The sequence below is a fragment of the Pseudomonas xantholysinigenes genome, from assembly GCF_014268885.2.
Lineage (GTDB): Bacteria > Pseudomonadota > Gammaproteobacteria > Pseudomonadales > Pseudomonadaceae > Aquipseudomonas > Aquipseudomonas xantholysinigenes.
Window position 1 is genome coordinate 1864487 of the sequence record NZ_CP077095.1, and the last position, 14327, is coordinate 1878813.

Sequence of the window (14327 nt, forward strand, 5' to 3'; positions counted from 1 at the left end):
ATCCCGCCTATGGGAAGACGGTAGGCATGTTGTAGTAGTATCCGACGTCAGGGTAGTTCCACTGCCCATTGGCAAATGTAGGTGATCGATAGTAGTCAGGCATTCTCAGTTTTGGGATGTGTAGTGTGTGTCTTTTAAAGCCCAGGCTAGTATTGAAGAAATTACTAAAGCTGCCGATTGCAGGGCGTAGTAAGCGCTCTTTTTTGAATTGAGTGAAAAGTTTATTGCTGTCTGGGATGGAAGCAAGTAGTCGATGGGTCGATGCCTTGACTGGGAGGCCTGTGATATCCTTGAGTTGCATGGCGTAGGAGACGCCATTGCGTTCAGGCGCTAAGTTGCAGGAAATAAGACGAATATTTCCATATTTTTGTTTGAAGAGCTCATTCCATTCTTTTTTTGTGATTAACTTAAGAGGGGTTTTTGTCAGTGCTCTTAACGCGCTTGGGGACTTTTTCATTCTTTCCTGGAAGTCTTCAATCATCATGGCGTGGAGTTTTTTTGCGCTCGTGCTAACGGGAAGGCGCCTTCCGGGGACATATCTTCCTGGTTGTGGCACTGCCTGAGAGCCAGGGAACGCGTATCCATGGGCGATAACATTTAATCGCCATTTAGGAGCGATATGCTCAGGCATGTTGGCGGGTATGAAACTCTTGGTGTTATTCAAAAGATTCAAGGCTTTCAGGTTTTTCTGGTAAGCATCATGAGTTCTGCTTAGTAGTAATATTTTTTCTTCGTAGTGCTTAAATTTTTTGCTGATGTTTGACTCTAGGGCTGCAATTGATTCAAGGTCGGTGTTGTGGGCGGTTTCGAGTGTCGCCTTGGTAGACCTGAGTTGATCTCTCAAATCAGTAGCATAATTTCTCCAATATTCGACATTCAGAGGACCTTTTGGACGTGCCCCCGCGCGGCTGCCAGCGGCGTTGATGATGTTCGTTACACCCGTGAATTGTGTATCTGAATATTTGGTTTCGAATGCGATTATGTGTGTGGAGAAGTCATGAGCAGTCTGGGCTGATAAGTTACTAAGCGATCCTTTGGGGATGATGTTCCCATCGAGGAGGTCGTCTAATTCTGTGGAGGCAGAGCGTACGGAGCGAAATTTTTTTTCAGTGATTGTGTAGAATTTATTTTTTGCGGCCCTTAATAGGTCGTGCTCATCTGTCAAGCTCTTTAGCGCTGCCTGAGTGCTTTTTAAGGCGGCGTCGTAAGCTGTTTGTGTTTTTGGTGTTACATGTGCTGCTTTGGCTAAGTTCAATTGTTTTGCCGCCCCTTCAAGGAAGGGTTGCATAAGCTCATTGTTTTTTTCGATGGCGTGCCTGAATCCTATTTGGTCCTCAAAAAGGTGGATGCCAGGGAAATCAATACTTTCTGACATTACTCGCCCGTTGGTTCTGATACCGCCTAGCTCAATGTCTTTCAAAGTATTCACAGGGTGGACGCTATTGGAGGATAGGCTGGAGCCGGGCAGATATCGACTCTTCCTGCTTGAGCGCGCCAGAGATACCGCTCCATGCAGCTTTACGTGATTGCGCAGACTGCGCAATGCAGTCAACGTATCGGAGCTTAGCTCCGCGAATAGGCGTCCCACTTTTCTTGCTCCGCCAAAGGCAATGTCGACGAAGCTGGCGGCCATCGCAGCCCAGCCTAGTTTCTCTGCCAGGTTCGGATTGCTCTGCAGCAGTGTTACTCGGGCAAGCTCCAGTCCTGCATACGCTAGCGTTGAGCCATACATCACCCATTTTGCTGCGCCGATCATCTGCGATCCAATGGCCGGGGCGCTAGCCAGTGCCATCCCGACCTGTCCGAGCGGCTCCAGGATTGCGGAAAGTTCCGGATTTTTTTGCCTCAGAGCCATGCCTGCCGCTGTGGTCACAGCACCAGCGGTGTAGACGATCATGAGCCCGGCGATCACAGGTCCGCTCAAGGTGCCTGCTGAAGCAATGATCGCCACGGCTCCTATAGTCGTCATGAAAGCGAACATCTGCCATTCACCCATACTGGCGCCCTTGGGCTGTGGCTTTTCCATACTCGGAGTCAAGCTGCTGACGAGGTCATCAAGTCGTGCCAGAGTTGCTGCCTGACCCTGCCGGTTGAGCATGATGTGGCCACTGGGGTCGTACCAGTTGACTGGATCGCCACTGGCGCAGTAGGCGCGGTCATTCAGGCCGCCAGCACCAAGTGGGCTCCAGTCGTCGGGCTGGTAGAACACCTTGTGCAAAGGATCATAGAGCCGATAGCCTTCGCCCAAATGATAGCAACCGGTGATCGGGTCGACCCGCTGGCCGTTGTAACCAAGCCCCACGTGTTGAGCGTTCAGGCTATCAAGGTAGGTTTCACCCCAGGGCGTGAAGCTGACGGACTGTCGCTTCCAGGCACCATCCTTGAATTGGTACTCGTCTCCGCCACCATTTTGTGGATCGCCGAGCACGAACAACCATTGATTGTCAGCCGCAACTGCCAGGCCCGCTTGGTCGTCAAACACCAGGCGTTTGAGTACCTTGTCCCTATCGTCCAGCCAGGTTTCGCCGTTCAGGCCATTGGCACCATAGCTGAGTATGCGCCGCCGATGGTTGGTAGCGTCATATTGGGCGATCAGCCGGTCATACTCGTCGTACTCGTAGTAGGTGAGAGGTATGGTCTGACCTTTGGCTGTGACCGATCGCAGCCGTCCGCTTTCCGTATAAGCTAATGTCTGCTCCCGCTCGTTGCTTAATAGGTTGCCGTTGCTGTCGTACAGTAGTGTGACCGGGCTGCCACTGGCTGCACCCGAGAAGATGACTGTGGTTCGTCGGGTCGGATTTTCTGCGTTTGCATAGCTATAGGTGCGCACCACTGTGTCGGTTTCGCTGCGTTTCGTCGAGCACTTGGTTAAGTTGCCCAGCAGGTCGTATTCATAGCACTCTTGCAGAATGGAATGGCCATCGGCGTCTTTAACTTCCTCTCCGGGCTCGGCTGTGACGGTCCATGACTGCAACTCGTCGCTGGTACCGGTCACGCTGGTGTTGTACACGAACGTTTCAGTGCGCACTTGGGCGCCATCACGATACAGCTTCTTGCTCAGCAACTGGTTAGCGGCCGACCAAGCCTGTTCGTATCGTACCTTGTCCTGGCCATTCAGTTGGAAGCGACGCTCGGTCTCCCGGCCACACGCGTCATAGGCATAATCCACCTGCAGACGCTGGCCATTGCGCATATGGTCTACGGTAATTCGAGCCACTTGGCCGAGTGCCGTATACCTGTATTGATACTCCAGCGGCCCTCGGCGCATACGACTGCGGTAGCCCTGGGGATTGGCCCAGCACTGTGTGACCAAACCATTGGTGTTCCAGGCGCCTGTTACTACACCGCGTAGAGACGTTAAGCCGTGCTCGGACTGCTTTTGGCCGCGTACCTCACGCCGGAAGTGCCAACTGCCCAGCAATAGTGGGGCCAAGCTTTCACTAGCGATTAGGCTCTGATAGTTACCTTGTTCAGGTCGCTTGGCCTGTAGCGCACGTGTCGTGGCGTTGAGCTCGAAGGTCACTAGCGGCTTGGCGCTACCCGCCGCGCCTGGCGTTTGTGCATACCAGGAAACGCTGCCGTCAGCGTCCTGCTTTTGGTAGAGGGCGGTCCCGTCGGGTTTCTGCCAGCCGTCTGGCCAGGTTTTGGACGTCTGGGTGACGTCGCTACCCCTGATCAGGGTCGAGTTGGTAGTGTCGACCTGCGTTCGGCTGGCGAGAACCCTCGCTTCTGCAGTTGCCGATTGCTTCACGCTAACACTGACTGGCTCCTCGCTCAGGCCTTGGTAAGCCCAGGTCACGATAGACTTGTCTGGCCGAGTGACGCTGACTTGGCGCCCCAGGCCATCGTAGGCAATGTCCCAGTTGCGGGCCTTCTTGAGATAACCGGGAATTTCCTCGGTCAGGCCTTCACAGCGGCCTTGCTTGTTGAAGCGCTGCGTGGTCTTGATAGTGGCGTCGGCCTCGGGTGTTTCGTCCCCGTCCCAGGTTTCGTGAGTGATGCTGACATCGCCTGCTTTCAAGTTGCAGTGAGTGCTTTGATGCGTCGCTAACGCGCCTTTCGAGAACAGGCCAAGAGCAGAGCGTGAGGTACGCGATACGTTCTCCTGCGCATCGGTACTTGGCTCATCGTCCCCGTGCGTCTGCCAGAACCAGTCCTTGGCCTGTTGCGGCAATGTTTTGGCATTATTGATACGCAATCCGCCGGGCAGATAATCGAAGGCCACCTGATCGGCGATCAGGCCATCGCTGTCCCATGAGGTTTGCTCCATTAGGCAGTAGTTTGCGGCGGTGTGGTCGTCGCCTGGGATGCGTTGTAACTCACGGCGCACGATGCGTTGGAGACCGTCGTAGTAGCACTGCTGATGGCGTCCCTGAGCGTCGCAGTCCCTGACTCGGGTACTTTTGCCGTCCGCTGAATACTGAATGTTTTGCGTGTTGCTGGGTGTCAGCTGCGAGAGGTCGCCACTGGCAAAGGCTTCTTCATCGAACGCATAAGTGTCGCTGCGCAGGCCTCGGCCAAGGCTGTCGTACTGATGGCAGGTGAATGTGATTGGCTTGCCATCGCTATCTTGCTGGGTCTCGCGCAACAGGCGACTGGTGCGCGCGGAAAGCACTTGGCGCTGCAGGATGGCGTTCGTTTTCAAGTAGGGGGACGTGCGCAGTAATTCATGCGTGCCAGCTTGTTTGCCTAGAGTAACCTGTTCCGAGACGCTTTGCGTGTCGCGTGCACTGTTGTCCTGATACCACCGCGTGGAGATACGCTTGGTGCTGCGAATTGCGTTGCGATTATATTTATAGTCGACCTGGATCAGAGAGACGCTCAGTTCCGCCGGTTTCTCCAGTGTCAGATCTTTCAAGGCCAAATCGTCGCAGTCTTCGAAAGCGGTGAGGCCTTCAAAGGTGAGGATAGTATTAGGTAACAGCATACCTTTTTCGTCTCGCTGTTCCAGGGCATAGCCGAATAAGGTCAGCACCGGAGCCTGACGAGTACCGTTGGGGAGTTGCAGGTATTGATATTGTGCGCACGGGGGCAGTAGGCCTTTATCCGTCGCTGGGCGCTCGAAACAATAGAGCTCGACGGCTTGGGCCAGTGTCGTTTTGGTGTTGGCCAGCGTTAGCCCCGCTACCAGCTTGCTGATATCCAGCGGATGATCTTCGGTTTCGTAGTACCAGAGCCGCGTATGCAGCCCATCATCGGTGATGAACTCAACAGGCTCCAGGCCGCCGGGGCGGTAGCGGGCGTGTGTGGTTTCTGATTGGAGTGTTGAGTGGATGGTTGCCTGGTCGGTGCGGGTCATGGTTGCTGCTCCTCGACGATAGGGGTGGCGTGGAGATCTTCGACGGTGATGCGCTGCTCGGTTTGCTGGGGCTGGCGCAGGGGCTCTGGCAAGGTGTTGTCGGTTTGATAGACATGGCGTGTGGTGCGCCGCTGTTCGCCCGGGACTTCCTCGATCAGGCGGTCGAGTTGCAAGCGGCCATCGGCACTGTGGGACCACTCCCAGCGGGTGAAGGGCACCTGTTGCAGGTCGCTGCCAACGGGCGCAGGTTCGTAACGGGTGGCTGCGGTGATGGTATTCTCACCTTCCCATATCCAGGCATGGTGCATATTGGGTTGCCCGCCACCAGGGGCGATGGTGTGCAACGTGACGCGCGGTAATGATTTGCTGTTTGCCCAGTCGTACTCTACAACCTCCCGCGAGCCGTCATTTTCAGCCACACTGCTCAAGACATTGTCCAACTTTGGGGTCCAGGTGTACTGGAAGTCGAGACGTTGTTCGGCGTTGTTGGTCTGGAGAGTGCTGGAGCGGGTCAAGCTCCGGAGCAGGCAGTCTTCGATGTCTAGGGTGATGTAGCAGCATTCATCGGTCTGCGGCCAGAGCGTGAATATGCTCTTTTGGTTACCCTGTAATATCGGCTCGGCGGAGTGATTAGCCTGCAGCAGGACGGTGTCGCCGTCCTTAATACTGATCAGGCGTACATGGCCCTTGACCCCTTGCCATGCCAGGTCCAAGGATCGGCTGTCGGCCTTGAGTTCCAGGGGAACCAAAATCAATGCTTCGCGTTTGTAATCCTCTAGTTGCAGCTCCAGCTGGGATTTCAGATCTCGCAAGTTTTCCCGGCTTGCTTTCACTTTTTTGAATTTTTCAAGATCACTCTTTAATAAACCGGCGCCCCACATGGTGCTGAATGCAGTCGCCAGCAGGGAGTATGCGTGTGTACTTCGCTTTTGCTCGCGTTGGTCTATTTTTTTGCCGGCTTTGTAGCCGAGATAATTAAAGAAGAGGGTCCCAAATATGCGCCCTAGGGGAGGGGCGTCCTTCGAGGGTGTTTCCAGTTCCTTTAGTGCTTCCCTGATATTGCTAATGGCAGTTTTATAAAGATCTATAACTGATGCTTTATAAGCAGTGCCACTCTCCAGGCTGTCATGGGATTGAGGAAGACCCAGAATTTCTTCATGACCATTCATGTGTTCGATTGTGAGTGAAGTCAATTCGTAAGCGTTATAGTCAACGTTACCAGCATCCTTGCCTAAGTTTTTGGTGATGACAATGGCATTCTTGATCGTGTAACCATGGCGTACTAATTTGGCGTCGGTGCTCTGTTGGAGGGTCTTGATATCCTCATGGCTGAGCTCTTCCACGATCCCGTTACTCAATGCCAGGCGACGCTTTCGGTTATCATAGGAGGAAAAGTTGAGTGCCCAGCCATCACCGAGACCGCCTTCATTGGCGCGTAAGGCTGAGTAACTGAGTCCCAGGTCGATAACAGGCGTGTTGCCGGAGAGGCTGGAGATTTTTGCAAAAGGATAGTGGGTTTGGTACAGACCTGTTTGCGCGGCGACGCCATTGAAGTGTGAAGGGGTTGAAGAAAATAGCTCTGAACCATGAGTGTTTCCCAGGTCGACACAGAGGGTGTCGGTAGAGGAAGTAACGAGGTTGGGATAAGTGTGGGTTGTGCAAGATTGGATTTTTTTCCAAAGCCAAAGCGGCGAGGTCGTGCCGACCATGATCCGTGCCGTGGTCACGGTTTTTTGTGGTTCGTAGGGCGCATGAAGTTCAAATGCAAGGCTTTCATTATCTGCGCGGCAGGAAATGAAAGTGAAACCCTGGTCGATAGTGCATTGATCAAGTAGCAGTGAAATGTACAGTGGGGGGCGGTTGGCTGGGTGAAGGGTTGCCTGTATGAAATTGGCGGAGGTAAGTGTTGCGCCTGATAGCAATGGTTCGATTTTTTTACTGTGGCCTGTTATATGGTCGTGGGTGTGATTTATTAGCCTCTCATAAGCTGGTGTATGCCAGATGAAATTGCCGAGCCTGGTGGTGTATAAGGAAAATATTTCGGGTGGCTCATATGCGTCTAGTTGACCTTCGGAGTACTCGTTGACCTCGTGAAGCCTTGCGAAATCCGAGAGGGACGGGGAGTTGTCTGAATCTATTGTGTAGGAATAGTATTGTTCTAGACTTTCGAGCTCCCAAAGCCATGGGAGTGACTCTATGCTATAGACGTCCCTGATGCCTTTGTCATCCATGTCGTCCATGTCGTCTCTGGAGCTTGATATGTCCATGTCGTCCATGTCGTCTCTGGAGTGTGATATGTCCATTTCTCTGGGAAGGGCAGTGTTCCAAAATGTAACAGAGTTCTCGAGTTCCGTAATTATGTTGGTTGCTTGGAGTTTCGTGGTTTCGGGGTGTAAGAGCGAGTCAAGTGTTTCAAAGTCTTTGAGGAGCTGCTCTAGACTTGCAGGTGAGCATGTGGGAAGTGGTTGAATGTTTATAGGTAGGTCAGGGGCGGTGCTAAAGGGGATTTTTACAAGATTTTTATTTATGGCTGGGGTGTTTTGATGGTATTTTTCTTGTGATGCAGTCTGATTGTCAAGTAGACTCAGCTCTTTTAAAAGGTCGAAAAGATGCCAGGGTGCATCGAATTTTCCAAGTAGACTGGTCCAGTCAGAAGGCAGGTTATTGTCAGGGCGGTTTAGTCTGAAGACCAAAGCCAATAGGTCGTAAATGGCGTGAAGAAGTTTATTCTGGGTTTCAGCTTCTTTGTTGTTCTTGTAGTATGCTTTTATTGCTTGGATGCACTCGGGGCTTAGCGTGGTTGCGCCGCATGATGATGAACGTGTTAGTGCTTGTGTTTGCTGTTCGCGCACTTGGTCTGTGGTGAGGGCCGCTGGGCACAAAATTGATGGGTGTTGAGGTGGCGTGTAGCTGTAAAAATTTTCGTGCGGGGGTAATATCTTCACGGCAAATCGAAGCTGAAGTGAGGCGGCTTGCTCAATGACCCAATTGTTTTTATATTTATAATTTGCTGAGGGGGTGGCGTTGAGTCTGAACCAGGAGATACCATTTTCTTTGAGATGCTTAATAATAGAGCGCTTGAGCTCGGCTGTTCTTGTTGCGTCAGGTGTTGAAGACTCGTAACTAGGCAGTGCAAGGACTGAACGGTGGCAGGGGTACCCTGTTCGAGCATCATGAATTTCGATAATCAGCTGCACAGGAGAATATTTAACGGCATCGTGCAGGACATGGTTGATTTTTGGATCTGAGTAGCTCCACCATTCAGGCGTGGCCAACGGTTCGCTCATCCAAATACGTAGTGGCGCATCTGCGCGCCAGCAACGCCATGTCTTTTCAACCTCCGTGCTATCGCCACTTGGCTGCTGCAGCTTCAGATACTGCGCTAACGGACTTGTGGCCAATTGGGTGGCTAACGCACTAGGCCATCTAGCCTTTGCGCATGCTTCAGCTCCTGGGCGGAACGTGAGAGGGGAGCCGGGCAGGGGGGCGCCAGTCAAGCCGTCATGCACCGCGATCAGCACCTCTTGATCTAAATCCAGGTCTGAAGTTGCGGTAAATGATCCATGGTCAACCCAGTAGGTCGTATCTGTGGCGGTTGTTGTTACGCTTGGCTTTAGCTGAAGTGACGTTGCTGCGTCAATGAACCAATTGTCCAAGGTAAGCGAAGTCGCTTGCGGCACACGGGTATTGAGCCTGAACCAGAAGATGCCATGTTTCTTGAAGTGTTCAGTAACGCAACGCTTGAGTTCTTCCCGTCTCCCGGCTTGATCCAGCGATGCTTCAAATGCCGGCAAGATAAGTTTCGAGTGGTGGCAAATGCAACCCGTGTGTGAGTCATGACTGTCGAAGGCAAGCTCAATAGGCGCGCTGTCAAGGCACGCTTCCAGGACTTCGTTAATAGCCTCATTAAATCTGTTCGACCATTCAGGCGTGGCCAATGGTTCGCTCATCCAGATACGCAAAGGCACACCTGCACGTAAACAGCGCCATGCGTTACCTGTCTCGGTGCTGCCATCGTTCGATTGTTGCAGTTTAAAATATTGCGCCAACGGACTAGCGGCTAATTGGCTGGCTAACGCGCTAGGCCATTCATTCTGTGCGCGTGTGACCGCACTTGGATGGAACGTGAAGGGTGAGCCGGGCAGGGGGGCGCCTGTGATGTCGTCATGCACCGCAATCCGCACGGTTTGATCTAGATCAAGTGCTGAAGTAGAGGTAAATGAACAGTGGTCTACCCACGTGACGAATTGTAAGTCGACGGACAGTTCGGATAACTGTGGTATCCATAGCTGGTTATCTTGCTCAGCAGCAACAATGCTGATGCCGTCACTTTCCAGTTTTCCGGCCCGGAGCATCGAACTCTGTAGGTTGAGGAATTCGCACAGCGATTGGCTCCAGGCGTTGCTGGCAATGTCCGGAGCAGGTTCGAACAGGTGGGATTCGTACAAATGCTGGCTGGTCCTGTGACGTACTTGAACGCAGACTCGTCCACCCTTCGGCGGATTTTCATTTGGTAGCCTGATGGCAGCGACCTGATTGGCCTTGAATGGCAAGTTGCTGAACATATTGCAGTGGGAGGTGAATGCCCATAAACGATCCACTTGGCTTTTTTCGACATTACTGCTGCCGGTGAATATTGCTGAGGTGGGGGGGCTAGTATTCTCGCTGAGTTCGGCGTCCGTTGAGAGGTGCCCGGCCTGGAGCAGTACAGAGCCATTGATGAGCGTGTCATCGGCCTGAATCGCCTTGACCAATTCGGCAGGCCAGATTGTGCTGGCATTGTTTTTGTCTGTGGCAATCAGGGACACCGTTTTTAGAATGCGACCGTCAATAGGGTCAGTGGCCCATACGTGGACTTTCTCGCCTACGCGCAGGTCGCGATCTGACAGGACGTAAGTAGAGCTTGACCAGAAGCAGTCATTGGCGCCCAATGAATAGACTTCGAAGCCAGTCATCTCAGGTAGAGCATCGTTATCACAAGCGCTGCCGGTGCTCGTTGGCCAAGGCTCGTCGGGTGCGGCAGGTGTGCTCTGCGTCGCAGGTGCTTTTTCCGGTAGTCCTTTAAGATCCTCTTGTATGACATTGTATTTCCGAGGTAGGTTTTCGAGGATCGTGTCCACCATGGCCTGTGTACCAACAGCACAACTGCGCACGGCAAGCATCAGTAAGATTTTGCCTTGTGGCGCTGTCCAGTAACACCCGGCGTAGGCCAATTCCATAGTTTCATTAAATATTGTTTCTCCTGGCAGTTGCTCGTGCAGGTTGGAAAAGATATTTAATGAATGCATGATTTCTTGATCTGCATCCAAGTCCTTGCCCAGAGAAAGCGCTCGCCTGATGGGGCCGTTGTGCCGGTCAATTTCTTTGTCTTCTTGCGTATATGATCTACTGGGAACCACCGTAATGGAGACTTCGCCACCCTCGATGTTTTCGCATTCACAAACTTGTTCGACGTGGTAAAGAGTGAATTGCGCAGGCAAGTAAGGTAGGCAATACTTTGCCGCTGCGTGGGGCAATACTATCGCAGGTCCTTGGGCACGGTAGTAATCTGCAATGAGACCGCCTTCATCAAGCGGAAGGTCGTCGGCATGGGTCAGTATCTTGTCAGCCACTAGCAGAGCTTTCACGTCATCGGCCGTTGGGGGGCTTGTGAACAGCAGGACATGGCGGCTGTTTACCCTGGCGCTGGATAGTTCCAGGAGGACTTCGACCATGTCGGCCATGCCCCAGGCCGTGTGGGTGAGATCGGTTGGATTGGCGTTGTCGTTGGTCTCGTGTTCGCGCTCTGTGATGGTGTAATTCACCGCGAGGCGGCAGTGAGTATCGGCTCCAAATAAAATGGTGTCTGTCGAATTAAGCACGCACGGTAACCTCAAACTTTCGCGGCGGTCTTGCAGCCTTTTGTCGAACTCTGGGACTTTTTCAATCGTGGAGTAGTAGAGGTCTTCACAGTAGTTGTAGCTTTTGTTGTTGTTTTTATAATTTTCCTCTAGATTGGCCATGAGGTGGCTTTCGTAGATGAAGTAAATACGGTATTTTTTGCCTGAGTTGTCGCCAGTTTTATAGATGGTAATGAGGTCGTCATCGCCGAAGCCGAGCGCTTCAATGATTTTTTTTGTGTACATGAGATCCTCCGTTTATCGGTGAGATACGAGTCTTTCAGGGGACGCGCTTAGTCAACAGACTCAGATACGGAAGTACTTTGCGCAACTAGTAAAATTGCCAGTTGCAGATCTGAGTTTTCACGCTTGATAAGGAGGCTGGCAGGTGCGTTGGGGGCCAGGGTTGAGCGCTCATACATGAAAACTAGGTTCTGTATGAGAACCCTTGAAACCTCACCGGAGCCTCTGGAAGCCTGATTTTCCGTAGAGTTCTCGCTTTTTAGGCGAAGGATTCTGCCATGTCCAAGCGATACGAACTTTCCGATGCGGAATGGGAAATAGTCGAGGCCCTCTTCACCGCACATCGACGCCCAAGAGTCGATGATCGCTTGATGCTCAAGCGGTTACACCTCAAACTCAATGCACAGGGCCAGATTGACTTGACCACCTGGTGCACCGACTCAATCGCCGTGAGGGCCACCCGTGCCTCTGCCGGAGCAGGCAAAAAAGGGGGGCTGAAGAACCAACGGACCACGCACTTGGACGAAGCTGGGGCGGGTTGACGACGAAAATTCACATGGTCAGTGACGCCCGTGACATCCCACTCCACTTCACGCTCCCAGGTGGTAACGCCAGCGACATCTCCCATGCTCTGCGACTGCTGGACGGTGTCCACATCCCTTCGAATCGAGGTAGGCCACGCAAGCGCTGCCGCTGGCTCCTGGCCGATAAAGGCTATGATGCAGAATCCTTGCGGCAATACTGCGACCGCTATCGGATGCAGCTGGTGATTCCGCTGCGTGACATGAAGCGCAATCCGAAGCCGGGCTTACCGCGTCTGTTTGACAAGCCCAAGTATTGGCAGCGGAACGCTATCGAACGGCTATTTGGTTGGTTGAAGGAGCACCGCCGCCTGGGTACGCGCTATTGCAAGCTAGCGGAAAGCTTCGCTGCGATGGTCACGCTGGCTTGCTGGCGGCGGTGTCTACGACATTACTTTTCGTGCAGTGCCTAGCAAAATATGAGCCAGGAAAAATGTAGTTATTTTGCTTTTTCGCCACGGGATAACTCAATTCTTCCAGGCGTGGAACTGTAAGGTTTACTAGTTTCGGAATGTTCGAACATCCTCGATAATCGAACGCGTGGCCAGTTACTGGGCGAGCGTCAGCCCGTAGGATAGGAATGCTTGATATGGGGCGGGCTACGGCAGTCAATCATTATCGTAATATCGGTGTCTGTGAATATTATGTTGATGCGGGTAAGGCTTACGCCGCGAAATAGCACCAATCGAAATTCCTGCAAGCAAGGGTGTTCAGTCTGGTCAGGCTGAGTTATCCCGGGTGCGGCCATGCCGTTATAGGTTCAGTGCCTGAGATAAGTTGCTGTTTTTGTGCCGTCACCGTACAGCCAGTTGAGCGCTGAAGGTCTGAACTGTTATGTACTCATTACAGGAGATGTCATGAATACCATTGATTTTTTCATTCGTCAGGAACTGCAACCTTCCCTGCTGCAGCTGTCAGACCTGGAGCTGAGGTACGATGCGAGACTGGAAGTCACCTTTCGGTCCGGTAGGATATGGTCGCAGGAAATTTCGCCCAATCTCGTTGATGGTGGTTATGAGCTGGTTGTAAAATGGCCCGATGCCAAGCTCTGCGTTGCTGTCGCTAAAGAGCTTGTTGAAAAATACCCTGAATATTATGCCTCGGAGGATTTTCAGCTTTTGCTGCAATATGAGCGACTAGGCATGGCTATTTCAAAAAAACATGTAGTCCAAATGCTGGAAAGTCCTTCGCGTTTCACCTATGAAGTAAATTTTACATGGATGCAGCAATACCATGCTAATCTGGGGAAATACTGGCTGCACAGCATTGCGCCCGTACAGAACTCGGAGGATGACTGGGATTCTGCAGTTTTTATGAATTTTACATCAGTAACAGTCCCCACTACGCTTACTGATCTGCGTGAGGCAGCAGTGAGGAGACGTTATGCCCTGCTCCAGCACGGGATAGGGATATATGCGCCGGGTAAGACTCCGATCCTGTATACCAATGCTAAAGGACAGTATGTGGAACATCCGGAGCTGGGAGTGGTTCCAACGGGGCTGCAATATCTTGATTTCAGCCAGTGGGACGGAACAAACCAGGATTATAGTCAGGGCGATTTAAAACAAACTGGCTAGATGAAGGTCAGGCAAGGCGAAAACAGCCACGGAACGATCGGCATCGTACTCGATTGTATTGGAGTACATGAGCATTCCTAGGCTGTTTTCAATGCAGCATGAATGAGTATCAAGGCTTTTCGTACAGATCTAACGCGAAATCGCCATCCACCCGGCGCAGCCGGTCATTGTCCCAGCGGATACTCTGTTCAGGCGCTTCATCGCATGCGGGGATTGAATGATGCGCCTGAGTCGCGCCCCCGCCAAGAGATACGCCAACTGGATCGTCAGGTCGATCACGATACCGAGTGCGAGAATGAACACCACTTCCGGGGCGGACAGCGCGGTGAGGTCGAAGGCGTGGGGCAGGACCGCGCCGAAGAACACCACGGCTTTCGGGTTGCCCAGGGTCAATAGCACGCCGGCCAGCAGCCCTTTGCTGGCCGATCGTGGTTGAGGTGCCTGAGGTAATTCGACATTGCTGGACCACAGGTTCCAGGCCATGAACAGGACAAAGGCAACCCCCAGCCATTTGATGGCGACGAACACTTGCTCGAACTGGACGGCCAAGGCCGCCAGGCCCAGCGTCGCCACCAGCAACCAAACGGCATTGCCCAGCACCATCCCGGCGACAAACGAAAGCGTCGAGCGTGCCCCGCGCGAGACGACTTGCCCCAGCAACGCGCCTTGGGCCGGGCCGGGAATGGCTGCGGCAATGGCGAAGGGAATAATGAACAACCAGATCGATGAGGCCGTCAGCATGGCACCG

The 14327-nt window shown here is 52.8% G+C and carries 4 protein-coding genes and 1 pseudogene; 2 read left to right on the plus strand and 3 right to left on the minus strand.

The window, feature by feature from the left end; translation table 11 throughout:
* Positions 1 to 7: 7 nt before the first annotated feature.
* Both HU772_RS08445 and HU772_RS08450 read right to left on the minus strand, forming a co-directional pair.
* Entirely contained in the window at positions 8 to 5299 is a 5292-nt protein-coding gene (locus HU772_RS08445; RefSeq protein WP_186659858.1) for an RHS repeat-associated core domain-containing protein, read from the minus strand.
* Positions 5296 to 11424 carry a hypothetical protein gene (locus tag HU772_RS08450; protein WP_186659859.1) on the minus strand — a complete coding sequence of 2043 codons (6129 nt, stop codon included), beginning with the start codon at positions 11422 to 11424 and terminating at the stop codon, positions 5296 to 5298. Before HU772_RS08450 ends, HU772_RS08445 begins: the two co-directional genes overlap by 4 nt.
* Before the next feature lie 275 nt (positions 11425 to 11699).
* On the opposite strand from HU772_RS08450, the pseudogene HU772_RS08455 reads away from it, so the two are divergent.
* Together HU772_RS08455 and HU772_RS08460 are read left to right on the plus strand one after the other, a co-directional pair.
* Positions 11700 to 12415, plus strand: a pseudogene (locus HU772_RS08455) (IS5 family transposase).
* Positions 12416 to 12859: 444 nt separating this feature from the next.
* Positions 12860 to 13579, plus strand: a complete 720-nt coding sequence (locus HU772_RS08460; protein ID WP_186659861.1) for a hypothetical protein — start codon at positions 12860 to 12862, stop codon at positions 13577 to 13579.
* A gap of 129 nt (positions 13580 to 13708) precedes the next feature.
* Here the strand turns inward: HU772_RS08460 and HU772_RS08465 are convergent, their stop codons facing one another.
* Positions 13709 to 14320: a LysE family translocator gene (locus tag HU772_RS08465; RefSeq protein WP_186659863.1), complete on the minus strand. Its 612-nt coding sequence runs from the start codon at positions 14318 to 14320 to the stop codon at positions 13709 to 13711.
* Positions 14321 to 14327: the final 7 nt, after the last annotated feature.

Excerpts from the sequence above, each read along its gene's own strand:
- HU772_RS08445 (WP_186659858.1), bottom strand. The coding sequence starts at position 5,299 with ATGACCCGCACCGACCAGGCAACCATCCACTCAACACTCCAATCAGAA.
- HU772_RS08450 (WP_186659859.1), bottom strand. The coding sequence starts at position 11,424 with ATGTACACAAAAAAAATCATTGAAGCGCTCGGCTTCGGCGATGACGAC.
- HU772_RS08460 (WP_186659861.1), top strand. The coding sequence starts at position 12,860 with ATGAATACCATTGATTTTTTCATTCGTCAGGAACTGCAACCTTCCCTG.
- HU772_RS08465 (WP_186659863.1), bottom strand. The coding sequence starts at position 14,320 with ATGCTGACGGCCTCATCGATCTGGTTGTTCATTATTCCCTTCGCCATT.